This is a genomic window from Variovorax stachyos (assembly GCF_051400855.1).
GTDB lineage: Bacteria > Pseudomonadota > Gammaproteobacteria > Burkholderiales > Burkholderiaceae_C > Variovorax.
In genome coordinates this window covers 425,881-449,588 of the sequence record NZ_JBLFFN010000002.1, presented here as the reverse complement: position 1 = coordinate 449,588, position 23,708 = coordinate 425,881, and the positions used below count along the sequence as shown (strand labels likewise).

Annotated in this window: 23 protein-coding genes; 18 read left to right on the top strand and 5 right to left on the bottom strand. The window is 64.8% G+C overall.

The genetic code is table 11. The features are described 5' to 3' along the window. Window position 1: 1 nt before the first annotated feature. The 17 genes from nrdR to tolA all read left to right on the top strand — a co-directional run bounded on the left by nrdR (window position 2) and on the right by tolA (window position 16,501). Window positions 2-445, top strand: coding sequence for a transcriptional regulator NrdR (gene nrdR, locus ACMGEZ_RS05370; protein WP_106558758.1), 444 nt, complete (start codon window positions 2-4; stop codon window positions 443-445). 153 nt (window positions 446-598) lie between these two features. Next, the gene (pilV, locus tag ACMGEZ_RS05365; protein ID WP_436821211.1) at window positions 599-1,207 is read left to right on the top strand and encodes a type IV pilus modification protein PilV; all 609 of its coding nucleotides are present in this window, start codon (window positions 599-601) and stop codon (window positions 1,205-1,207) included. 50 nt (window positions 1,208-1,257) lie between these two features. Next, the gene (locus ACMGEZ_RS05360) at window positions 1,258-2,196 is read left to right on the top strand and encodes a PilW family protein (protein ID WP_436821210.1); all 939 of its coding nucleotides are present in this window, start codon (window positions 1,258-1,260) and stop codon (window positions 2,194-2,196) included. Between the two features lie 2 nt (window positions 2,197-2,198). Next, complete coding sequence (locus tag ACMGEZ_RS05355; RefSeq protein WP_436821209.1) at window positions 2,199-2,825, top strand: pilus assembly PilX family protein; 627 nt, start codon at window positions 2,199-2,201, stop codon at window positions 2,823-2,825. Between the two features lies 1 nt (window position 2,826). Then, a complete protein-coding gene (locus ACMGEZ_RS05350) occupies window positions 2,827-7,488 on the top strand; it encodes a pilus assembly protein (RefSeq protein WP_436821208.1) in 4,662 nt (1,553 codons plus the stop codon). Continuing rightward, entirely contained in the window at window positions 7,488-7,964 is a 477-nt protein-coding gene (locus ACMGEZ_RS05345) for a type IV pilin protein (protein ID WP_436821207.1), read from the top strand. The genes ACMGEZ_RS05350 and ACMGEZ_RS05345 overlap by 1 nt, the downstream gene beginning before the upstream one ends. Next, window positions 7,961-8,566 carry a GspH/FimT family pseudopilin gene (locus ACMGEZ_RS05340; protein WP_436821206.1) on the top strand — a complete coding sequence of 202 codons (606 nt, stop codon included), beginning with the start codon at window positions 7,961-7,963 and terminating at the stop codon, window positions 8,564-8,566. Before ACMGEZ_RS05345 ends, ACMGEZ_RS05340 begins: the two co-directional genes overlap by 4 nt. A 31-nt stretch (window positions 8,567-8,597) precedes the next feature. Beyond that, window positions 8,598-9,695 (top strand): bifunctional diaminohydroxyphosphoribosylaminopyrimidine deaminase/5-amino-6-(5-phosphoribosylamino)uracil reductase RibD, encoded by a 1,098-nt coding sequence (gene ribD / locus ACMGEZ_RS05335; protein ID WP_436821205.1) that lies wholly within the window; start codon window positions 8,598-8,600, stop codon window positions 9,693-9,695. 44 nt (window positions 9,696-9,739) lie between these two features. Next, window positions 9,740-10,393 (top strand): riboflavin synthase, encoded by a 654-nt coding sequence (locus tag ACMGEZ_RS05330; protein ID WP_436821204.1) that lies wholly within the window; start codon window positions 9,740-9,742, stop codon window positions 10,391-10,393. Beyond that, window positions 10,390-11,550, top strand: coding sequence for a bifunctional 3,4-dihydroxy-2-butanone-4-phosphate synthase/GTP cyclohydrolase II (gene ribBA / locus ACMGEZ_RS05325; RefSeq protein WP_436821203.1), 1,161 nt, complete (start codon window positions 10,390-10,392; stop codon window positions 11,548-11,550). The genes ACMGEZ_RS05330 and ribBA overlap by 4 nt, the downstream gene beginning before the upstream one ends. A gap of 28 nt (window positions 11,551-11,578) precedes the next feature. Then, window positions 11,579-12,049, top strand: a complete 471-nt coding sequence (ribH, locus tag ACMGEZ_RS05320; RefSeq protein WP_436821202.1) for a 6,7-dimethyl-8-ribityllumazine synthase — start codon at window positions 11,579-11,581, stop codon at window positions 12,047-12,049. Between the two features lie 10 nt (window positions 12,050-12,059). Further along, window positions 12,060-12,593 carry a transcription antitermination factor NusB gene (gene nusB / locus ACMGEZ_RS05315; RefSeq protein WP_436821201.1) on the top strand — a complete coding sequence of 178 codons (534 nt, stop codon included), beginning with the start codon at window positions 12,060-12,062 and terminating at the stop codon, window positions 12,591-12,593. 82 nt (window positions 12,594-12,675) lie between these two features. Then, on the top strand, window positions 12,676-13,875 hold the full coding sequence (locus ACMGEZ_RS05310) for a pyridoxal phosphate-dependent aminotransferase (protein WP_436821200.1): 1,200 nt from the start codon (window positions 12,676-12,678) through the stop codon (window positions 13,873-13,875). Beyond that, window positions 13,872-14,336 (top strand): tol-pal system-associated acyl-CoA thioesterase, encoded by a 465-nt coding sequence (ybgC, locus tag ACMGEZ_RS05305; protein ID WP_436821199.1) that lies wholly within the window; start codon window positions 13,872-13,874, stop codon window positions 14,334-14,336. The genes ACMGEZ_RS05310 and ybgC overlap by 4 nt, the downstream gene beginning before the upstream one ends. Further along, window positions 14,333-15,049: a protein TolQ gene (gene tolQ, locus ACMGEZ_RS05300; RefSeq protein WP_436821198.1), complete on the top strand. Its 717-nt coding sequence runs from the start codon at window positions 14,333-14,335 to the stop codon at window positions 15,047-15,049. The genes ybgC and tolQ overlap by 4 nt, the downstream gene beginning before the upstream one ends. Before the next feature lie 33 nt (window positions 15,050-15,082). Next, entirely contained in the window at window positions 15,083-15,520 is a 438-nt protein-coding gene (locus tag ACMGEZ_RS05295; protein WP_162575039.1) for a biopolymer transporter ExbD, read from the top strand. A gap of 3 nt (window positions 15,521-15,523) precedes the next feature. Then, on the top strand, window positions 15,524-16,501 hold the full coding sequence (tolA, locus tag ACMGEZ_RS05290; RefSeq protein WP_436821197.1) for a cell envelope integrity protein TolA: 978 nt from the start codon (window positions 15,524-15,526) through the stop codon (window positions 16,499-16,501). 97 nt (window positions 16,502-16,598) lie between these two features. Here tolA and dnaE read toward each other — a convergent pair whose 3' ends face one another. After that, window positions 16,599-20,099 carry a DNA polymerase III subunit alpha gene (gene dnaE, locus ACMGEZ_RS05285; protein ID WP_436821196.1) on the bottom strand — a complete coding sequence of 1,167 codons (3,501 nt, stop codon included), beginning with the start codon at window positions 20,097-20,099 and terminating at the stop codon, window positions 16,599-16,601. Between the two features lie 62 nt (window positions 20,100-20,161). Between dnaE and ACMGEZ_RS05280 the strand changes: the two genes are divergently transcribed. Further along, on the top strand, window positions 20,162-20,947 hold the full coding sequence (locus ACMGEZ_RS05280; protein ID WP_436821195.1) for a sulfurtransferase: 786 nt from the start codon (window positions 20,162-20,164) through the stop codon (window positions 20,945-20,947). 27 nt (window positions 20,948-20,974) lie between these two features. On the opposite strand, the gene ACMGEZ_RS05275 is transcribed toward ACMGEZ_RS05280, so the two are convergent. The 4 genes from ACMGEZ_RS05275 to ACMGEZ_RS05260 are packed head-to-tail and all read right to left on the bottom strand — an operon-like array spanning window position 20,975 to window position 23,694. After that, window positions 20,975-21,892, bottom strand: coding sequence for a pirin family protein (locus ACMGEZ_RS05275; RefSeq protein ID WP_436821194.1), 918 nt, complete (start codon window positions 21,890-21,892; stop codon window positions 20,975-20,977). Between the two features lie 17 nt (window positions 21,893-21,909). Beyond that, on the bottom strand, window positions 21,910-22,473 hold the full coding sequence (locus tag ACMGEZ_RS05270; RefSeq protein ID WP_436821193.1) for a flavodoxin family protein: 564 nt from the start codon (window positions 22,471-22,473) through the stop codon (window positions 21,910-21,912). A gap of 26 nt (window positions 22,474-22,499) precedes the next feature. Then, the gene (locus ACMGEZ_RS05265; RefSeq protein WP_436821192.1) at window positions 22,500-22,946 is read right to left on the bottom strand and encodes a DoxX family protein; all 447 of its coding nucleotides are present in this window, start codon (window positions 22,944-22,946) and stop codon (window positions 22,500-22,502) included. 46 nt (window positions 22,947-22,992) lie between these two features. Beyond that, window positions 22,993-23,694, bottom strand: coding sequence for a pirin family protein (locus tag ACMGEZ_RS05260; protein WP_436821191.1), 702 nt, complete (start codon window positions 23,692-23,694; stop codon window positions 22,993-22,995). Window positions 23,695-23,708 lie beyond the last annotated feature (14 nt).

Sequence of the window (23,708 nt, the reverse complement as noted above, 5' to 3'; positions counted from 1 at the left end):
CATGAAGTGCCCTTTCTGCGGTCATCTCGAAACGCAGGTCGTCGAGACCCGCGTGTCGGAGGATGCCGACTTCGTGCGGCGCCGCCGTCAGTGCGGCACCTGCGAAAAGCGCTTTACCACCTACGAGCGGCCGGACGTCAACTTCCCGGTGGTGGTCAAGAAGGACGGCAGCCGCGCCGACTTCGACGCCAAGAAGGTCCGCGCCTCGATGATGCTGGCGCTGCGCAAGCGGCCGGTGAGCATCGAACAGATCGACCATGCGCTGCTGCGCATCGAGCAGAAGCTGCTTTCCAGTGGATTGCGCGAGATCGAATCGACCAAGGTCGGCGAGCTGGTGATGCGCGAGCTCAAGCGCATGGACAAGGTGGCTTACGTGCGCTTTGCCTCGGTGTATCGCAGCTTCGAGGACGTGGACGAGTTCAGGCAGTTGCTGCGGGACATTTGACTTTCTGACAAAAGCTCGCCGTCATCGTCAGATGGCGTCAGAGTTCCGGGCTCAACGGCTTCGCAAGGCCGCCCAGCGGCCCCTTCTTTCTCCCCCCTGCCTCCCAGAATCGCCGGCTGAGTCGCCATCCCGGCGACCTCTTTGCTGGGGGCAGTGGTGCAGTCGAGTATTCAACGGCGCAGGCGAGCATCGGGCTTTTCTCTGATCGAGGTGCTCGTCGCACTGCTGGTGCTTTCATTTGGCTTGCTGGGCATGGTGGGCTTGCAGGCGATGGCCTTGCAGAACAACCGCGAAGCCCGACTGCAGTCAGTCGCCGTTGATCTGGCACGCGAACTGGCCGAAATGATGCGCGGCAACAAGAACGTCGCGATGCTGGACACCGCCAATCCCTACATCGGCGATTTCTCTTCCCCGCTCGCCCCGGCCACGGTTTCCGACTGCTTGTCAGTCGGCTCATCATGCGCCAGCGCAACACTGGTTGCCAACGCTGAAATGACAGATTGGCTGGCCCGTGTTGACGAAAACCTTCCGGGCGCACGGGTCAAGGTCTGCTCAGACACGGAACCGTACACCGACGAGGGATTGCCGCGGTGGGATTGCGCGGCAAGTGCAACGAATGACCTTCTCGTCATCAAGATCGGCTGGAGCCATCTCTCGACGAAAGCCGGACAACAAAACCGGAGCATTCGCGCGACCGCAACCGGCTCTGAAAACCGGCCAGGCGTCATCGTGCCCGTGACCGCGGGTAGCACTACGCTATGAAACACGCATCTCGTCTGGGCTCCCTTCAAGGGCATCGTCGTTTGGGTGGCATGACGCTCGTCGAGTTGCTCGTTGCCATGATGGTGGGCTTGCTGATCGTCCTGGCGGCGACTTCTGCATTGCTCGCAGCGCGCCGAGGCTTCACAACTGTCGATTCGGCTTCGCAATTGCGTGACAACGCGCGCTTCGCCACCAGCCTCATTCAGCGCCTGGCAGTTCAGGCCGGCTATCGAGATGTGTCCAATTCCGCAACGAAGCGCAGTGGCACTGCCGGACTAACTGCCAACCCGCTGCCCTACGTATTCGGCTTCGACAATGCCCTGGCAGACAAGGATTCGTTGGACAACGGCAAAACACGACCTCCGGGTTCCTGGGGCGATGTTCTCGTTCTGCGTTTCCAACCCACCGAAACCTTTCCTGGCTCGGGGACGGCAGATGCGGGGATGATCGATTGCAGTGGGTATCCGGCAGACACGCCAGCGAGCAACCGAGACGACGCGCGAACCAGCGTGTTCTTCGTCGACAAGTCCAACGATGGCGAACCGACGCTGAAATGCTATCGATCCGCGACGGGTTCACCTCCTTTCAAGTCAGCGGTGACGCTGATCCGCGGCGTCGAAAATTTTCAGGTGCTATACGGCGTCGATGGGGTCAAGGCCAATACGGCCATTGACCCCACTGACGCCGCTTCGAAGCCAGACACCGTTCCCGACAGCTACCTCCGTGCCGGCCAGTTGTCGGTCGCGGGCGATATCGCAGCCACGCGGGCCAATTGGCGGCGCGTGCGGAGCCTGCGAATCGGACTTGTCCTGCGCAGCGACGCCGCATCCACTCAGAAATCCGAAAAGCGGCCGATTTTTCCCCTCGGCAGTGCCAGCTTCGCCTCCACTGATGACGTTGGCAGCGCGTATGAGGCGCCGGCCGATGATGGCAGGCTGCGGCAAGTCGTGAGCTTCACGGTCCATCTGCGCAACGACCAGGGGCAGTAAATATGAAGCCACCTTTGCAAGCCCGACGCCCAAGGCGCCAGAGCGGCGCTTCTCTGATCGTGGTGCTGCTGATCCTGATCGTCGTTTCGATCCTCGGCGTTGGCGGCGCACAGATCGCCCTCTTGGCAGAGCGCGGGGCACGGAATGACCGCGACATGCAAGTGGCCTGGCAAGCCGCGGAGGCAGCGCTGCAGGACGCGGAATTCGACATCCATGGACCCGGCACCGGCAATCGCAACGCTGTTCTTGGCTCGCTTCAGAACACCAACATGTTCGTTACGGGCTGCGGGAAAGACGTGACCTCGGGCACCATCAGTTCGCTGGGATTGTGCGCACTCCCGGTGAGCGGAAAGCCGGCGTGGCAAACGGTGGATTTCACAGTCACCGGCAGCGATGCACAAACCGCCAAGTTCGGCCGCTTCACCGGCAGGAGCTTCGCAGCCAACGACTCCACAACTCCCAATGGAATAGAGCCGTTCCAAGCACCTCGCTATGTAATCGAGCCCATTCCCGACCCCGGCGAACGGGATCTTTCCTCGACCAACAAATATGTCTTTCGAGTGACTGCCATGGGATTCGGACCGCGCAAAGACATCCAGGCAGTGACTCAAATCATTTATAGAAACTAGCGTGGCGACGCTCATCCTTATGTTCGACTACCTCTGCAATTTCGGACGCTGGTTTCAGAACTTTTTGGCCACGCGCCAACGCCTGCTCGCATGCCTGGCGTTCCCCTCTGTTGCCATTGCAATTTCGCTCGTCGTGCATAGCCAGACGGCTCCGCCTTCAATCCCGCCCGTAGCGCTCGCGGACGATCCTTTGTACGCGACCGGCGCGAGAGAGAAGCCGACCATGGCCTTGGCCCTTTCGGTCGAGTGGCCGACCGTGGGTGCGCAATATTTCAAGGGGCCGACCAACCCAATCGATGACTCTTACGAGAATGGCAAGGAATACATCGGCTACTACGATGCCGAATCCTGCTATGCCTACAACGACAACCCAGCCGAGACACCGTCGACCGGCCAGTCGAAGGCAGACTACAAGCGCTTCGACCGCACCGGCCCTGCGACCAACCGGACGTGCGCCGATGCATTCAGCGGCAACTTCCTCAATTGGGCCAGCAGTTCTGCCATCGACATGCTTCGCCTTTCGTTGTCGGGAGGCGATCGCTACATTGACCGCGAAGACTTGACCATTCTTCAGCGCGCGGTGCTTCCCAGCGCGCCGTGCCTGTGGAACAGCATCAGCTTTCCAGCCAAACAACTGCAACGCGATGGTGGTGGTGCTGGCAACTATTGGGGAGCCGTTCCTCTGAGGATGCGTACAGACGCCGGAACCAATGACATCTGGGTAGCCAACGAACTCAATCAGATCTTCTTCGGAACAAGGCGATCCGGCACTTGCGGCATTAGCGGCGCCTATAGACTCGCGTCCGGCGTTCAATCGACAGTAGGCCCCATCGTCAGCATGACCCAAAACTTGCCCGCCGATGCTTCGTCCGTGTGCGCAACCGACGGAGGAACATGCGCGTTCAGCGGGATCAAGGAGGTTTGGTATGGCGCAGGCACGCACTGGGCCGTGGCACCCGCATCCGGGGGAATCACCTGCAGTGCCAATCGCGTGTTTGGCGATCCAATATTCGGAGTGGAGAAGTCATGCTACACACGCAACTACTCAGGCCAGTGGAAGCCCACAATGTCCACAATTGGCCCTGTCACCACCGTAACCCAGCCATTGCCCACTGAAGCTGTGGAATGTGCATCCGAAGGCGGCACATGTACGGTCATCGGAACCAAGGAGATCTGGTATGGCGCAGACGCGGGATGGATCGTTGCCCCGATTACAGGTGCGATCTCGTGCAGCACCGAGGCGCTTGGCAATCCCGCCACTGGTGGTGCCAAGAAGTGCTATGCGCGCAACTATTCAGGTTCTTGGTCACCCGCACCGCTCAACAGCGACGGCTTTTTTTACTCCCGCGTGAAAGTCTGCGACCAGGATGCCTCAGGCGAGCTGCTGGATGTTCGCGACTACGGACTTGACCATGGCTTCTGCACCCGATATCCGAACAACCAGCACAAGCCCACCGGCGCGATACAAAGATACAGCAACTCATTCCGGCTGGCAGCGTTCGGATATGCACTGGACCAGACTCAGAGTTACGGGCGGAATGCACAGGGTGAGCCTGGTCGTTACGGAGGCGTGCTGCGCGCCCCCATGAAATGGGTCGGCAGCAAGACCTACGGCGCCAATGGCCAAGAGAATACGCCTGCCAACGGGAATCCTGGAGCCGAATGGGATCCTCAAACGGGCATATTCAAGGCCAACCCGGATGGCGATACCACGCAAACACCCGCCATCAGTGGCGTGATCAATTACCTGAACAAGTTCGGCCGCACGGGAATCCCAGGACGATACAAGTCCTGGGATCCGGTGGGAGAGCTCTACTACGAGACATTGCGATACTTGCAGGGGTTGCCACCCAGCGACGACGCTGTAAAGGGCCTGACGCCGGAGATGTACGACGGCTTTCCCATCTTCAAAAACTGGACCGGCCTTGACCCCTTTGCCGACGGGTCCGCCACAGGCAACTATTCTTGTGTCAAAAGCAACATCGTTGCTATAGGGGACATCGAAACCCACGACAGCTCGAACTATGCGCGTTTTCCGAGCGTCGATCCTGCAAAGAATCATCCCAATTTCAAAGCGTGGCGCGACACTGCCGCGGCTTTCGAGGCTGGTCTTGTGGTTCCATACATCGATGGACAGGGTGAGGATCGGAAAACGGGCAATCCGAACCCTCCGAACCCCTATGCCTTCGGCAACCAGTTCGATATCGTCGGTACCGCCTATTGGGCCCACACGAATGACATTCGAGGAAAAGAATGGACCGACCAAAAGGACAAGCAACGTCCCGGGTTGCGCGTCAAGAGCTTCTTCTTCGATGTGAATGCATACGGCAAACAGAATGACGACGCTACTCGTCGCTATAGGAACCAATTCTTCCTGGCTGCGAAGTACGGTGGCTTCGAGTCCATGCTCTCTTCGAACGGAGAAGAAATTCAGCCTTACAACACATGGGGCAACCCATTCGTCGATACGAAGGAGAATCCGAACAACAACGTCTGGCAAGACCCCGAGCGTCGCGGTGAAGCATCTGCCTATGCACGACAAAGCGATGCGCGCTCAGTACTGACTGCCTTCGACAAAATTTTCAAGAAGGCCGGGGAGAGGATTCGCAGCATCGCTGGCGCCGCAGCCCAATCCAGCACCCTGACTGACGCAGGCAACATCATCTATCAGGCGGAATTCAGTTCCCAGGATTGGAGCGGGGATCTTGCCGCGTATGCCGTATCGACGAATACCGACAAGGTGGTGCAGGTATCCAAGACGCCTGTATGGCGGGCCTCGAACAGACTCAAGGCGCTGGCGAGCATCGACGCACGCAAGATCGTCATAGGAAACAGCGGCGCCACCAGCAGTCAGACCGCATCGAACTTCACTTGGAATTCGATCAGCGACGATCTGAAGCAGAGCCTGGACAAAGACCCTTACTCGGTGACTCCATCCGTGTCCGACGGCCACGCAAAGGAGCGCCTCGCTTTTATTCGCGGAGATCATTCCAAGGAAGTCAGCCTGTTTCGCGATCGCGACGGCCAGCGTCTTGGAGACATCGTGAATTCAGGGGTTGTTTATTCCGGCGCGCCCAGCGGCACGATCCAATCGACCACCTATCCGGATTTTTTCAAGGACAACAAGGACCGCAAGGCTGCCGTGTTTGTTGGTGCCAACGACGGCATGCTTCATGCCTTCGATGCGAGCAATGGCGACGAACTGTTCGGCTACATCCCGAGTTGGCTGGGTCCAAAGCTCTCGGCCCTTACCAGCAAAAAGTACCTCGACAACCACCAAGCTTATGTGGATGCCACCCCGGTCGTTGCTGAAGCTCAAGTCGGCAGCGCCGGTACGAAAGCCGACTGGAAGACAGTGCTCGTCAGTGGTACCGGCGCCGGAGGTCGAGGTGTTTTCGCGCTCGACGTCACCGATCCGACCCAGTTTTCCGCATCGAAAGTCATGTGGGAGTTCACATCTGCCGACGACATCGATCTGGGTTATGTGGTTGGTCGTCCGGAGATTCTGAAGTTCCGCACCAGCGCGCCGGATGCCACCACTCCCACCTACAAATGGTTTGCAGTCGTGGCCAGTGGCGTGAACAACTATGTGCGCGACAACGCCGGCAACTTCAGCACGACTGGCAAACCTGCGCTTTACCTGCTCGACTTGGCCAAGGCCCCAGGCGCGGCCTGGATGCTCGACACCAACTACTACAAGATTTCTTTGCCTGTCGACGTCAGCTTAAGCGCCAGCAAGGCAACGGGTCTCTTGAACTTTAAGGTGACGCTGGGCGCACAACAGGAAGTCAACAAGGTGTTCATGGGCGACATGCATGGCAATCTTTGGAAGCTGGATTTCAGAGATCAGGGTTCGACCGGCTGGAACATCAGCAACCTTTCAGCTTTCGCCGACACCAGCGGAAATCCCTTCCCTCTCTATATCGCCAAGGATGGTCTGGGCAATGTGCAGCCGATCAGCGCTACTCCCTTCCTGATCCGCGGCGAAGGCCGGGAATCAATCTACGTCGCTTTCGGCACCGGAAAGTTTCTCGAGGGCACAGATCACTCCTCGACGGCAGTCAATTCGTTCTATGTGGTGCATGACGACGGCACCAAGACGGTGGACAGCACCGGTACCGCCGCCATTAGCGCGATCACGGGGCGCGGCCGGCTGCAAGCTGGAGTGTTCGACAGCAAGACGGGTCGAATCGATGTCTCGGCTTTCGTGTGGGGCCGCCCCACCAGCGATACCGATGCCACGCAGCGGTCAGGCTGGTACTTCGATTTTCCGGCAACTGGAGAGCGCCAGGCATTCGCATCACTGCTGCGAGGCGACACGCTGGTTTTCAGCAGCCTCATCCCCAATCAGGGCACCAACGCGAGCAGCTGCAGCGCCGTGGGAAGTGGCCGCGAATACCGATTGGATGTGAATACGGGCGACGGCACCTCGTCCACCTCGACGGTCGGTCTTCTGGGCGCAAGCATGGCCATGGATGTCGAATCGGCCACGGAATCCACGATCACTGACAGCACGGGCCGGCGTACTCGCACCATCAAGACACAGACCTTGAGCCAAGGGAGCACCGGCCTGGCCACCAGTGCAACCGTCACGACCGTACAGATTGCCGGGCGCCTGAGCTGGCGGCAGATTCACAACTACCAGGACTTGAAGAACAAGTGATGACGAAACGGATGCAAGAAAAGGGCTTCACGCTCGTCGAACTGATGATCGTGGTGGCAGTCGTTGCCGTCCTGGCAGCGATTGCGTACCCGTCCTACACCTGGGCTGTGCTCAAGGGTAAACGAGCGCAAGCCCGAACGGCGATTCTGGACTTGCTGCAGCAGCAGGAACGCTACATGACCCAGTACAACACCTATCTGGAATTTTCAAACGTCGCTGGTGTAACCGTCCCCGCCACCGTTCCATTCAAGACTTTTTCAGGAGACAGTGAAACCAACCCGCCTTACCAACTGTCCGCCACAAGATGCTCTGCCTCTGCCAGCCCAGCAATATCCGAATGCGTAAGGGTCACGGCCACACCGACTTTCACGGATGCCGAAGCTGGCTCGCTGTGGGCCACGAGCTCAGGTGCCAAGAACTGCAGCGGAACAGCCGGCACCACGACTTCCTCTCCTCCGAGGGTTTGCTGGCCATGATCTCGAAACGCAGCCATGAGATCGAGGGAGGCTTCACCTTGATCGAGCTCATGGTGACCCTCGCCGTCGCGGCGATCTTGCTTGTCATCGCTGTGCCCGGCTTCATGGCGTTCCAGCGCAATGCCGAGTTGACGTCGACCACCAATCGCCTGATTTCAGCCATTGCGACCGTCCGCAGCGAGGCGATGAAGACGGGAATGGCTGCAATGCTGGTTCCTGCAGACGGGACCAAGTGGACGAATGGATGGATAGCGTTCATCGATGAAAATCGAGATCAGAAATTCACTGTAGATGACAAAAAGATCATCTTTACGCAGGCGCCGCTGGCCAGCTATCTCACAGCCAATGCCAATGGCACTGGCAACGCGAGTCCACCGTACATCATGTTCGATGCTTCGGGCTATCCGAAGACCATAGGTGGTGGATTTGGTGGTTTGACCATCACCATCGCCCCGTCCGACCTCACCGGAGCGGCCGCTCTTACCGATACCCGGAGCGTTATCATTTCCCTTGCTGGCCGGGTGCGTTCATGTCGCCCTGTCAGCGCTCCGGATGCCAAGTGCCACATATCCACCGATCCTGATTCTTCCGACAGCGACTGACAGCTGCCGCCCGCCAGCCTTGGACCCAGCAATGCGTCTGGCGCTGGACCTGAGCGCTGATGCCACCGCCCTGTCAGACCCCAATCCGCGCGTAGGCTGCGTCATCTGCGCACCAGACGGACAAATCGTCGGGGTGGGTCACACCCAATCCGCTGGTGGCCCCCACGCCGAAATCATGGCCTTGCGTGATGCCGCGGCTCAAGGCCATTCCGTCGTCGGCGCCACCGCCTACGTCACCCTCGAGCCCTGTTCCCACCATGGCCGCACCGGCCCCTGCTGCGACGCCCTGGTCGCCGCTGGCATCCGCAAGGTCGTCGCCTCGCTCACCGACCCCAACCCGCTGGTCGCCGGCCAGGGCTTCGAGCGCCTGCGCGCCGCCGGCGTCGAAGTCGAGGTGGGCCCCGGCGCCGAGGAAGCGCGCGAACTCAACATCGGCTTCTTCAGCCGCATGATCCGCAAGACCCCGTGGGTCCGGCTCAAGGTCGCCGCCTCGCTGGATGGCAAGACCGCCCTGGCCGACGGGACCAGCCAATGGATCACCTCTGAAGCCGCCCGCACCGATGGCCATGCCTGGCGCGCGCGCGCCGGTGCCGTGCTCACGGGCGTCGGCACCGTGCTCGAGGACGATCCGCGCCTCGATGTGCGCCTGGTCGAGGCGCCGCGCCAGCCGCCGCTGGTTGTGGTCGACAGCCAGCTGCAGACGCCGCCCACCGCGCGCCTCTTCGAGCCAGCCCGGCCGGTCTGGATCTATGCGGCCACCCCCAACGCGCCGGCCCAGGCAGCCCTCGAAGCGCAGGGCGCCATCGTCCGCTACCTCGCCAACCCGCAAGGCAAGGTCGACCTCGCGGCCATGCTGCGCGACCTCGCGCTGCGCGAAGTCAATGAGCTGCACGTCGAGGCAGGCCACAAGCTCAACGGCTCGCTCATGCGCGAGGGGCTGGTCGACGAACTGCTGCTCTACCTCGCCCCCAAGCTCATCGGCGAGGGCCTGGGCATCGCGAACCAGCCCCATGCCGCCGGTGCCCTGACGCGGCTGGACCAGGCCCTGGGCCTCGAATTCAAGTCCTTCGAGGCCGTCGGCCCGGACCTCCGGATCGTCGCCCGTATCGCCGACCGGGACCGCTTCTAGCCCGCCTTCCCGAGGCGGCCTCGCATCTCTGCGAAAATGCCGCGATGTTCACCGGAATCATTACCGGCGTGGGGCGCATCGCCGCCGTCCACGACCTCGGCAGCTCTTCTTCCCACGGCAAGCGGCTCGGCATTGCGGCGCCAGCCGGCTATCTCGACGACGTGGGCCTGGGCGACAGCATCGCGCTCAATGGCGCCTGCATGACCGTCACCTCCCTCGATCCAGCGCAGAACCTCTTCACCATCGACATCTCGGCCGAATCGCTCGACAAGACGGCCGGCCTTGCCGAGCCCGGCAGCCGGGTCAACCTCGAGAAGGCCTTGCGAGCCAGCGACCGCCTGGGCGGCCACATCGTTTCCGGCCATGTCGACGGCATCGGCATCGTCAGCCGCTTCGCCCCCGTGGGCGAAAGCTGGGAACTGCGGGTGCTGGCGCCGCAAGCCCTGGCCCGATTCCTCGCGTACAAGGGCTCGATCACCGTCAACGGCGTGAGCCTCACCGTCAACAGCGTGAGCGACGGCCCCGACGGCAGCGAGATCAGCATCAACCTCATCCCCCACACGGTCGAGAACACCGCCCTCGGCGGCCTCGAGGCCGGCAGCCGCGTGAACCTCGAGATCGACACCGTCGCACGCTACGTCGAGCGCATGCTCCAGGCTGGCGCCCTGCCCGCCACCCCCAAGGACCCCACGCCATGAACGCTTCCGTGAGCCCGATGCCCGCCCCCCGCAGCGGACGGGCGCCCGCCCCCATTTCGCCGATCGAGGAGATCGTCGCCGAGCTGCGCGCCGGCCGCATGGTGATCCTGGTCGACGAGGAAGACCGCGAGAACGAAGGCGACATCGTCATCGCGGCCGACCACATCACGCCCGAGGCGATCAACTTCATGGCCCGGCATGCCCGCGGCCTGATCTGCCTCACCCTCTCGCGCGAGATGTGCGAGCGGCTGCAGCTGCCGCCGATGGTGGCGCGCAACGGCGCCAAGCATTCGACCGCCTTCACCGTCTCTATCGAGGCGGCCGAGGGCGTGACCACCGGCATCTCGGCCGCCGACCGCGCGCGTACGGTGCAGGCGGCCGTCGCGCCCAATGCGGTCGCTGCCGACCTGGTCCAGCCCGGCCACATCTTCCCGCTGCAGGCGGTCGACGGCGGCGTGCTGATGCGCGCTGGCCATACCGAGGCCGGTTGCGACCTCGCCGCCATGGCCGGCTGCTCGCCGGCCTCCGTGATCTGCGAGGTCATGAACGAGGACGGCACGATGGCCCGCCTGCCCGACCTGCAGCTCTTCGCGGCCGAACACGGGCTCAAGATCGGCACCATCGCCGCGCTGATCGAGCATCGCAGCCGCACCGAATCGCTGATCGAGAAGGTCGGCTGTCGCGAGATCCACACCGCCTGGGGCTGGTTCACCGCCCATGCCTTCCGCGACAAGCCCAGCAAGGGCGTGCACCTGGCGCTGGTGCGCGGCAAGTGGAATGCGGGCGACACGGTGGATGTGCGCGTGCACGAGCCGCTCTCGGTGCTGGACGCACTGGAAGTCAACCGCTCGCTGCACTCCTGGAGCCTCGATGCCAGCCTGGCGCACATCGCGGCCGAGGGCAAGGGCGTGGCCGTGCTGCTCAACTGCGGCGAGACCGGCGCCGAGCTGCTGTCGCAATTCGATGGCACGGCACGGCCGGCCCAGGCGCCCGAGCGCGGCCGCATGGACCTGCGCAGCTACGGCATCGGCGCGCAGATCCTGCGCGAGTGCGGCGTGCACCGGATGAACCTCCTGGGCACGCCGCGCCGCATGCCCAGCATGGCGGCAGGCTACGGCCTGGAGATCGCCGGCTACCTCAGCAAGGACGAACAATGACCCACAACCAGGCAAGGCAGGAACACTGATGCAGGACGCGAACAAGGGCGGCGCCGTCACGCTCGACGGAAAAGGCCTGCGCATCGGCATCGTGCAGGCGCGCTTCAACGAGGACATCACCGACGCGCTGGCGACGGCCTGCCTCGGCGAGCTCGCGCAGCTGGGGGTGGAGGCCGAGGACATCGACCGGGTGAGCGTGCCGGGCGCGCTCGAAGTGCCTCTCGCGCTGCAGGCCCTGGCCGAACGCAATCGGTACCACGCACTGGTCGCGCTGGGCTGCATCATCCGCGGCGAGACCTACCATTTCGAGCTGGTGGCCAACGAATCCGGGGCCGGCGTGAGCCGCATCGCGCTCGACTATCGCATTCCGGTCGCCAACGCGATCCTTACCACCGAGAGCCTCGAACAGGCACTGGCCCGCCAGACCGACAAGGGCCGCGACGCGGCACGCGTGGCGGTCGAGATGGCGCGGTTGCTCGGGTCCGCCAACAGGCCCTGACTTCTCTTTCATGACCGACGACATCAAGACCAGCGGCGAGCGGCCGCGCCCGTCGCGCCCGGGGCTCACCAGCACCGGCGCCCGCAAGGCCTCCGCCAAATCAACCCGCAGCCGCGCGCGCGAGTTCGCACTGCAGGCGCTCTACCAGCACCTGGTGGGGCGCAACGACGCCGCTTCCATCGACCAGTTCACCCGTGACCTGGCCGGCTTCCACAAGGCGGACGCGGCCCACTACGACGCCCTGCTGCACGGCGCGATTGCCTCCGCGCAAGAGCTCGATGCGCTGATCGTGCCCCTGCTCGACCGCAAGCTGGAGGAGATCTCCCCCATCGAGCATGCCGTGATGTGGATCGGCGTCTACGAGTTCCAGAACTGCCTCGACGTGCCCTGGCGCGTGGTGCTCAACGAGTGCATCGAGCTGGCCAAGGAATTCGGCGGCACCGACGGCCACAAGTACGTGAACGCGGTGCTCAACGGCCTCGCGCCGCAGTTGCGCCCCGCCGAAGTCGAAGCCGACCGCGCGAGCGGCAAGGCCAGGCCATGAACGCAGCGCCGGGCCGGACCAGGCAAGCGACCGCCCCCTCGGGGGACAGCGATGTCACGCCAGTGGCGAGCGTGGGGGCCTTATGAAAATTTCGAAGCGCGCCGAGCGCATCGAGCCCTTCTACGTGATGGAGGTCGCCAAGGCGGCCTCCGCACTGGCACGCGAGGTCGCGCACACCGATCGGCCGATGATCTTCCTGAACATCGGCGAGCCCGACTTCACCGCGCCGCTGCCTGTGCAGGAAGCCGCCCTGCGCGCCGTGCGGGCAGGCGCTACCCAGTACACCCACGCGACCGGACTCGAGGTCCTGCGCGAGCGCATCAGCGGCTGGTACCGCGAGCGCTTCAACGTCGACGTGCCTGCGCGCCGCATCGTCGTCACCGCCGGCGCGTCGGCCGCGCTGCAGCTGGCCTGCCTGGCGCTGATCGAAACCGGCGACGAGATCCTGCTGCCCGACCCCAGCTATCCCTGCAATCGCCAGTTCGTGAGCGCTGCCGAAGGCCGTGCGGTGCTGATCCCGACCACCGCCGAGGAACGCTTCCAGCTCAGCGCCGCCAAGGTCGAGGCCGCCTGGACCGAGCGCACGCGCGGCGTGCTGCTGGCCTCGCCCTCCAACCCGACCGGCACCTCGATAGAGCCGGGCGAGCTGCGCCGCATCCACGAGGTGGTGACGCGGCGCGGCGGCATCACGCTGATCGACGAGATCTATCTCGGCCTGTCTTACGACGAGACCTTCGGCCAGAGCGCGCTCGGCATCGATGACCAGATCATCAGCATCAACAGCTTCAGCAAGTACTTCAGCATGACCGGCTGGCGCCTGGGCTGGCTGGTGGTGCCCGAGGCACTGGTGCCGGTGGTCGAGCGGCTGGCGCAGAACCTCTTCATCTGCGCCAGCACGGTCTCGCAGCACGCCGCCCTGGCCTGCTTCGAGCCCGCGAGCATCGCCGAATACGAGCGCCGCCGCGCCGAGTTCAAGGCGCGGCGCGACTGGTTCATCCCGCAGCTGGAGGCCTTGGGACTTCACGTGCCGGTGGTGCCCGACGGCGCCTTCTATGCCTGGGCCGACTGCTCCGCATTCGGCGAGCGCCTGGGCATTGCCAACAGCTGGGACTTTGCCTTCGAGGCGATGAAAAAGGCACATCTCGCCATCACGCCCGGCCGCGACTTCGGCTCGGATCAGACCGCTCGCTTCGTCCGCTTCTCGACGGCCAGCTCGATGGCACACCTCGAGGAATCGGTGGAGCGCCTGCGGGCCTGGGCGGGCACCGCCATTCCCGCATGAGTTTTTCGTTCCCGATCCGCGTCTATTGGGAGGACACCGATGCCGGCGGGATCGTGTTCTACGCCAACTACCTCAAGTACATGGAGCGCGCTCGCACTGAATGGCTGCGCTCGCTGGGGATCGAGCAGCGCGCGCTGCGCGAGCAGACCGGTGGCATCTTCGTGGTCAGCGAGACCCAGCTCAAGTACCACCGTCCCGCCCGGCTCGACGATGAGCTGCTCGTCACCGCCGAGCTGCGCCAGATCGGCTCCGCGTCCCTGATAATCGGCCAGCGCGTGTTGGCCCGGCCGGCACGCACCCCCGCCGCCGATCCGACGGCCGACGCCCCGGTGCTCTGCGAGGGCACGATCCGCATCGGCTGGGTCCACGCCGACACGCTGCGGCCCGCGCGCATCCCCGCGCAGGTTTCGGGAACCCTTGCGCGCTATGCGGGCTCCATGTCTCAACCTCAGAAGCCATGAATCAAGAACTCTCGATCCTTTCCCTCCTGCTGCATGCCAGCCTTCCGGTGCAGCTCGTCGTGCTGCTCCTGATCGTGGTGTCGATCGCCAGCTGGGCGGCCATCTTCCGCAAGTACTTCTCGCTCAAGCGCACGCGCTCGCTCAACGACGACTTCGAGCGCGAGTTCTGGTCCGGCACCAGCCTGAACGAGCTGTTCTCCTCGGCGGCCCAGCACGCCAAGTTCGCAGGCCCGATGGAGCGCATCTTCGCCTCCGGCATGCGCGAGTACCAGAAGCTGCGCGAGCGCCATGTGTCGGATGCCGGCACGCTGCTCGACGGCGCCCGCCGCGCGATGCGCGCGAGCTTCCAGCGCGAGCTCGACGCCGTGGAGCAGAACCTGTCGTTCCTCGCCACCGTCGGCTCCGTTTCGCCGTACGTCGGCCTGTTCGGCACGGTGTGGGGGATCATGCATGCCTTCACCGGCCTGGCCGCGCTGGCGCAGGTCACGCTCGCCACCGTGGCGCCCGGCATCGCCGAGGCGCTGGTTGCCACCGCGATCGGCCTGTTCGCCGCCATCCCGGCCGTGGTTGCCTACAACCGCTTCGCCCGCGAGATCGACAAGATCGCCATCGGCCTGGAGACCTTCATCGAGGAGTTCTCGAACATCCTGCAACGCAACCTCACGGCCCACGTCGTCAACCCATCCCAGATGGGCCCGGCCACGGTGCGCTGACAGACACACAGCCAGACAGCCGGAGAAATCACCATGCCAGCGATGTCCTCCCGCGGCCGCGGCCGCCGAACGATCAACGAGATCAACATGGTCCCGTTCATCGACGTCATGCTGGTGCTGCTGATCATCTTCATGGTCACGGCGCCGCTGATCACGCCGAGCGTGATCAACCTGCCCACGGTTGACCGCGCCAACAAGCAGCCCGACCGGCCGGTCGAGATCGTGATCAAGAGCGACGACGAGATCCAGATCAAGAAGGACCCGTCCACCGGCACCGGCGCACTCTCGATCCCGATGACCCAGATCGGCAGCGCCGCGCGAACCGCGCAGAGCGGCGATGCGCAGCGCCCGGTCGTCATCAGCGCCGACAAGTCCGTCAAGTACGAGACCGTCGTCAAGGCAATGAACCAGCTCAAGGCCAGCGGCATCGAGCGCGTCGGCCTCTCGGTCCAGACCACGGGGACCCGCTGAGCCATGTCGCTGGCTGCCGACCGCCCCGAGTTCGCGCCGCCGCCGCAGCGCGGGACCTTTCGTGCAGTGCTGCTGGCGCTGATCGCCCATGCGCTGCTGATCATTGCGCTGACCTGGGGCGTGAGCTGGCGGCGCGAGGCCGAGAACGACGCGGTCGAGGCCGAGCTGTGGTCCTCGACCATCCAGCAGGCAGCGCCGCGCGCCGTTGCGCCGACCCCGCCGGCACCTGCCCCGGCCCCCACGCCGGCACCGCCGCCACCCCCTCCGCCACCGCCGCCACAGGCCGCGCGGCCACCGGAACCCGCGCCTCCGCCACCCAAGCAGCCCGACATCGCCCTGGAACGCGAGAAGAAGCTCAAGGAGCAGAAGGAGCGCGAGCGCGAAGAAGAAGTGGCCCGGCAACAGCAGCAGAAAAAACTCGAGGCCGCCCGCAAGGCCGCACAGGAAAAGAAGGAACAGGAAGCGAAGGAGCGCGAGCGCGCCGAGGAAGAGGCCGAACGCAAGAAGGAACAGCAGCAGAAGCTGGCCGAGGCCAAGAAGAAGCAGGAAGCCGAGGCCAAGAAGGAGGCCGAAGCCGCCAAGAAGAAGGAAGCCGAAGCCAAGGCCGCCGCACAGGCAGCAGCCGACCGCGCCGCCACGCTCAAGCGCATGCAGGCCATGGCCGGCACCGGCGGCGAAGGCAATGCCGCGCGCTCCTCGGGCCCCTCGGGCAGCTACAACGGAAAGGTCGCCGCGGCGGTGCGGCCCAACGTGGTGTTCCCTGAGGCGGACCTGGTCAACGGCAATCCAGGCGCAGAGTTCGATGTCCGCCTCGCGCCCGACGGCACCATCGTCGGCACGCCGGCGCTGGTCAAGAGCAGCGGCCTGTCGAACTGGGACGAGGCCGCCCTCCGCGCGCTGCAGAAGACCGAGAAGCTGCCGCGCGACGTCGACGGCACCGTGCCGCCCCGCCTGATCATTACGCTGCGCCCGAAGCGCTGATACCGCTCAGTAGTGCGCAGTAGAGCGTAGTAGAGCGGGCGTCCATGGCGGGCGCGCCGGTCGGAAGCCTCTGAAAGAGAACGTCCGGGCGCAGAGCCTATTCGTACACGATCGCAGCCTTGCCCGCCTCGGCCTGCGCCATCCAGCTCGCCAGCGCCGCATCGGTCGGGAAGAACTTCGCCCGCTCGCCCAGCTGCAATTCGACCTGTGCACCGCCGCGCGCCATCGACAGGCGCACGCCCAAGCCCTGCAACAGCTCGCCATGTTCGCTCTGCTCGGTCCGCGGCGGGAACTCGCGCACCAGCCGCGCGATGTCGGGCGCCTTGCCGTTGACCGCCACGCGCAGGAACTTGCCGAAGCGGCAGCGGGCGGTGGCCAAGTCCCACACCTGCTGCACCTGGAAGCGCGCCTCGAAGCCGCCGCGGCCGGGCTGCAGGCGCCCGCTCACGATCACCAGCTCGTCTTCCTTCAGCGTGTTGCGGTTGTTGTTGATCAGCGCCTCGTCGGCCGTGGCTTCGATGGAGGCAGACTTGTCGTCCAGCTTGAAGATCGCCAGCCGCCCGCGCTGGCCATTGATCACGCGGAAGTCGCTCACGATGCCGGCGATGACCTGTTGCTCGCGGCTGTCGATCAGGTCGTCGATCTCGCGCTTGCAGAAGCGCCGCACCTCGTGCGCCACCTCGTCGAACAGGTGGCCCGACAAGTAGAAGCCGATGGCCGTCTTCTCCAGCGTCAGCCGTTCCTTCACGCCCCAGGGCGTGGCGTCGACCAGCTCGGGCTCCTGCGTGGCAGAGCCATGCTCGCAGTCGCCGAAGATGTCGACCTGCGCCGCGTTGGCCTCCGTGGCCGCTGCGAAGTCGAAGGCACGATCGATGGAAGCCACGAGCGCCGCCCGGTTCTGCTGCAAGGAATCGAAGGCGCCGGCCTTGATCAGCGCTTCCACCGTGCGCTTGTTGATGCGCTGGCGGTCCACCCGCACGCAGAAGTCGAACAGGCTCTTGAAGGGCCCGCCCTCCTCCCGCGCCCGCACCACCGCCTCCACCGCGAGCTGCCCGGTGCCCTTGACGGCGCCGAGGCCGTAGCGGATCACCTTGTCGGTCACCGGCTCGAAGCGGTAGTTGCCCCGGTTCACGTCCGGCGGCTCGAAGGTCATGCCGAAGTTCTTCTGCGCGTCCTCGAACAACACCTTCAGCTTGTCGGTGTCGTCCATTTCCACGGTCATGTTGGCGCAGAAGAACTCGGCCGTGTAGTGGACCTTGAGCCAGCCCGTGTGATAGGCCAGCAGCGAGTAGGCCGCCGCGTGCGACTTGTTGAAGCCGTAGCCCGCGAACTTCTCCATCAAGTCGAAGATCTCGTCGGCCTTGTCCTGGCTGATGCCGTTCTTGGCAGCGCCGGCGCGGAAGATCTGCCGGTGCTCGGCCATCTCCTCGGCCTTCTTCTTGCCCATCGCGCGGCGCAGCAGGTCGGCGCCGCCGAGCGAGTAGCCGCCCAGGATCTGCGCGGTCTGCATCACCTGTTCCTGGTAGACCATGATCCCGTAGGTTTCCGAGAGCATTTCCTCCACCAGCGGATGCGGGTACTCCACCGGCTCGCGGCCGTGCTTGCGCGCGACGAAGCTGGGGATCAGGTCCATCGGGCCCGGGCGGTACAGCGCGTTCAGCGCGATAAGGTCTTCCAGCCGCGTCGGCCGCGCGTCCTTCAGCATGCCCTGCATGCCGCGCGATTCGAACTGGAACACCGCCTCGGTCTTGCCTTCGGAGAAAAGCCTGTAGGTGGCAGCGTCGTCGAGCCGGATGTTCTCGTAGGCGAAGTTCTCCTGGCCCTTGTGGCGCTTGACGATGAACTCCTTGGCGATCTCCAGGATGGTCAGCGTTGCCAGGCCCAGAAAGTCGAACTTCACCAGGCCGATGGCCTCCACGTCGTCCTTGTCGTACTGGCTCACGGCCGAGTCGCTGCCCGGCTGCTGGTACAGCGGGCAGAAGTCGGTGAGCTTGCCCGGCGCGATCAGCACGCCGCCCGCGTGCATGCCGATGTTGCGTGTCATGCCCTCGAGCTTCTGCGCGAGCTCGACCAGCATGCGGACCTCTTCCTCCTTCTCGATGCGCGCCGCGAGCTGCGGCTCCATCTCGATCGCGTAGTTGTTCTTGTCGCCCTCCACCTTCGGCACCGGCGGGTACTGCAGCGTGACCGACATGCCCGGCTTGTTCGGGATCAGCTTGCTGATGCCGTCGCAGAAGGTGTAGCTCATGTCGAGTACGCGGCCCACGTCGCGGATGGCGGCGCGCGCGGCCATGGTGCCGAAGGTCGCGATCTGGCTCACGGCGTCGCGGCCGTACTTGTCCTTCACATAGTCGATCACCCGGTCGCGGTTGCTCTGGCAGAAATCGATGTCGAAGTCGGGCATCGAGACGCGCTCGGGGTTCAGGAAGCGCTCGAACAGCAGCTTGTATTCGAGCGGATCCAGGTCGGTGATCTTCAGCGCGTAGGCCACCAGCGAGCCGGCGCCCGAGCCCCGGCCCGGGCCCACCGGGCAGCCGTTCTTCTTGGCCCAGTTGATGAAGTCGCCCACGATCAGGAAATAGCCGGGGAAGCCCATCTTGAGGATGGTGTTGATCTCGAACTCCAGCCGTTCCACGTAGCGCGGGCGCTCGGCGTCGCGCTTCGCGGCATCGGGGTACAGGTGCTCGAGGCGCTCCTCCAGGCCGTCGTAGGAGGCGACGCGGAAATACTCCTCGATCGGCATGCCGTTGGGCGTCGGGAAGTTCGGCAGCTGGGGCTTGCCCAGCGTGAGCGTGAGGTTGCAGCGCTTGGCGATCTCCACCGTGTTGGCGATCGCGCTCGGCACGTCGGCGAAGAGCGCCTCCATCTCGGCCGCCGACTTGAAGTACTGCTGCGGCGTGAAGCGGCGCACGCGGCGCGCGTTGCCGAGGATCTCGCCCTCGGAAATGCACACGCGCGCTTCGTGCGCCTCGAAGTCCTCGGCGGTGGCGAACTGCACCGGGTGGGTGGCGACCACCGGCAGGTTCAGGCGCGCGGCCAGCTGCACCGCGGCCACCACGTGCCGCTCGTCCTCGGGCCGGCCGGCGCGCTGCAGCTCGATGTAGAAGCGATGCGGGAACAGGCCCGCGAGCTGCAACGCGACCTCGGCCGCGCGCTCGGCCTGGCCCTGCAGCAGCGGCGCACCGAGCGGTCCGGCCTGCGCGCCCGACAGCGCGATCAGGCCGCCTTGCAGCTCTTCGAGCCATGTCAGCTTGCACACTGCCTGCGCCTGGCCACGGCCCACGTTCTGTGTCCAGGCGCGCGCCAGCAGCTCGGACAGGTGCAGGTAGCCTTCCATGTTCTGCACCAGCAGCACAATGCGCGTCAGCGCGCCGGGCTCGGTCCCCAGGCCGTCGACGAAGATCTCCGCGCCCAGCACCGGCTTGACGCCCTTGCCGCGAGCTTCCTTGTAGAACTTGACGCCGCCGAAGATGTTGTTGAGGTCGGTGATCGCCAGCGCAGGCTGCTTGTCGGCGGCGGCGGCCTTGACGACTTCATCGATGCGGTTGGTGCCGTCGACGACGGAGAACTCGGTGTGCAGGCGCAGGTGAACGAACATGGCTCGATTGTAGAAAGCCCCCCTTCCACCCTGTGAGTTGGTCATCCCTACAATCCGCCCCCGTGCAAGAGATTTTGAATATCGCGGCCTACAAGTTCGTCGCCATCGAGGACGCCGAGGCCCTGCGCGAGGTGCTGCGCACCCGCACCCATGCGCTCGCGCTCAAGGGCACCATCCTCCTGGCGCCAGAGGGCATCAACCTGTTCGTCGCGGGCGCCGCCGCCGCGGTGGACTCCTTCCTCGATGGCCTGCGTGCCGATGCACGCTTTGCCGATCTCGAAGCCAAGAAGAGCTGGTCCGAGGCGCAGCCCTTCCGGCGCATGCTGGTCAAGCTCAAACGCGAGATCATCCGCATGGATCATCCCGCCATCCAGCCCGCCGCCGGCCGAGCCCCCAGCGTCGATGCACCCACGCTCAGGCGCTGGCTGGACCAGGGGCACGACGACGCGGGCAAGCCGATCGCGCTGCTCGACACGCGCAATGCCTTCGAGGTGGACCACGGCACCTTCGTGGGCGCGATCGACTGGCGCATCCGCAAGTTCACCGAATTCCCGAAGGCCTTGCGCACGCATCGCGAGCAGTTGGCCGGCAAGACGGTGGTGAGCTTCTGCACCGGCGGCATTCGCTGCGAGAAGGCCGCGATCCTGATGCGCGAGGAAGGCCTGGCCGACGTGCTCCAGCTCGAGGGCGGCATCCTCAAGTACTTCGAGCAGGTGGGCGGCGCGCACTACCGCGGCGAGTGCTTCGTGTTCGATGGCCGCGAGGCGCTGGCGCCGGATCTGAGCGCGCGCTCCAACCGGGCAAGCGCTCGGGCCGCTGAAGATCCCGACCTGGCGATCAAGGGCTGAGAAGCGTACAGCCCGCCTTCACGGCATTCAGACAGGCGTGGTCTTCACGTCCGGCTCCTGCCCCTGCACCCGGAACGGATGCCCCGGCAGCGGGATGAACTCGGTTTCGCCGGGCACCTGGCCCATGCGTTGCGCGGCCCAGGCGTCGCCGGCTTCGAGGATGCGCTCGCGACGGCTGGAGACGAAGTTCCAGGTGATGTAGCGTGGGCCATCGAGCGGCTCGCCGCCGATGATCACGACGCGCACCGCAGCGTCCGCCTCGAGCACGCCGCCCTGGCCGTCCGGCAGGGCCGCCATCTGGTGCTGCGCCACCGTTGCGCCATCGAGCCGGATGGCGCCGTCGATGGCATAGACCGCCATTTCATCCGCCAGTGCAGGCAGCTCGAAGCGTGCGCCGGCCGGCAGGGCCAGGTCGAGGTAAAGCGTCTTCGAGTAGGTCTTGACCGGCGAGCTCGCACCGAAGGCCTCGCCCACCAGCACCCGCACCGCCGTGCCCTGCACCTCGACGGCCGGGATCTGGTCGGCCGCGGTGTGCGAGAAGCCGGGCTCGACCTCCTCGAAGGCCTGCGGCAGCGCGGCCCAGAGCTGCAGGCCGTGGTTGACGTAGGTCGCACCGAGCAGCGACTCGGGCTTGCGTTCGGAGTGCACGATGCCGCGCCCGGCCGTCATCCAGTTGATCGCGCCGGGCCGGATCTCCTGCACGACGCCCAGGCTGTCGCGATGCATCATCGCGCCCTCGAACAGGTACGTGACCGTGGCCAGCCCGATGTGCGGATGAGGCCGCACGTCGTGCTCCTTGCCCGGCGTCTCCGTGGCCGGGCCGAAGTGGTCGAAGAACACGAAGGGGCCGACCGAGCGCCGCTTGGCGGCTGGCAGCAGGCGGCGGACCTTGAAGCCTCCGCCCAGGTCCTTGTCGTGCGGTTGGAGGAGCAGTGCTTCGGTCATGGTTAGTTCTCCGTGGGTCATGCCGGCGACCGGCCCCGTGATGCTGCCACCTCGGCAACGTGCTCGCCGAAGGCGATGGCGGTCTCGAGGTCGCCCTTGGCCATTTCCGCCGGGCTGGCATCGCTCGGCGACGTGGTCAGCAGGCCGCCGTAGCCGCCGACGTAGTTGATCGAATCGCGCCGCGCCGCCTTGTCGTTGCTCGGCTTCATGCCGATCGGCACCCACAACCCGCCATGCTGGCTGGCCAGGTGCCACAGATAGGTCAGCGCGGCGCCCTTGTCGCCGTTCATCGCGGCGCTGTTGGTGAAGCCGGCAAAGAGCTTGTTCCTCCAGCCCTGGACGAACCAGACCTTGGAGGAGGCATCGGCAAACTTCTTGAATTGCCAGCTGACACCGCCCATGTAGGTGGGCGAGCCCATGATGATCGCGTCGGCGGCGGCGAGCAGGTCCCAGCCATCGGCCGGCAGGTTGCCGTCGGCGTCGATCTGCAGCAGCCGGGCTTCCGCGCCATCGGCCACCGCCTGCGCGATGCGCTGCGTGTGGCCGTACCCCGAATGAAAAACAACAACGATGTCGGTCATGCGGGATTATTGGCGATCGACCTTCTTCAGCGCTTGTCGATGCTGAAGCGGCCGGCACCGAAGGCAGCGAACGCCAGCAGGCCGCCTGCCACCGCGATGTTCTTGAAGAACATCAGTTGGTTCACGAAGGCCTTGTCGGCCGGCATGCCCCAGTAGTTGTGGAAGAAGACACTGGCCGCGACCGTGAACACGGCGAGCACGACGGCAGCAATGCGGGTCTTGTAGCCGACGAGGAACATCAAGCCCACGCCGAGCTCCACGACGATCGCGATCACCGCGCCCAACTGCGGCATCGGCAGGCCGACCGAGCCGATGTAGCCGACAACGCCGGCAAAGCCCGTGAGCTTGCTGAAGCCGGCCGGAACGAACAAGAGCGCTATCAGCACGCGCCCGATCAGGGCCAACGTGTCCTGGGCCGCGCTCGCGGTAGCTGGCGCGGCAAAGGTCGATGCGGTGGTGGTGCTGGTGGACATGGGAAAAACTCCTCTGGTTGATGAAAAGAAAGAAAAACAGACGGTCTCAGGCGGCCAGGTCGAACACCAGCACCTCGGCATTCTTGCCGGCGCCGAGCGCGAGTTGCGATTCGCCCTCGATCAGCGCGGCATCGCCGGTCGCAAGCTTCGTGCCGTTGACATCGAGCTCGCCCTTCACGAGGTGCACGTAGCTCTTGCGCTTCGGGTCGAGCGCCAGTTCGGCCTTCTCGTCGCCGTCGAACAGCCCGGCGTACAGCCGCGCATCGGCATGCACCAGCACCGAACCGTCGGCACCGTCGGGCGAAGCCACCAGGCGCAGCCGGCCTCGCTTCTCGGCATCCGGAAAGGCCTTCTGCTCGTAGCCCGGCGCGATGCCGCGCACGTTGGGCTCGATCCAGATCTGCAGGAAGTGCGTGGTCTCGTCGGGCTTGTGGTTGAACTCGCTGTGCATCACGCCGCGGCCCGCGCTCATGCGCTGCACGTCCCCCGGCGGGATCGACTCGACATTGCCCATGCTGTCCTTGTGCGCCAGCTCGCCCGACAGGACGTAGCTGATGATCTCCATGTCGCGGTGGCCGTGCGTGCCGAAGCCGGCACCGGCGGCGACCCGATCCTCGTTGATCACGCGCAGGTTGCCCCACCCCATGTACGCAGGGTCGTAGTACCCCGCAAAGGAGAAGCTGTGAAAGGAGCGCAGCCAGCCGTGATCGGCATAACCGCGTTCCTGGGATTTGCGAACCTTCAACATCTCTGAACCCTTCT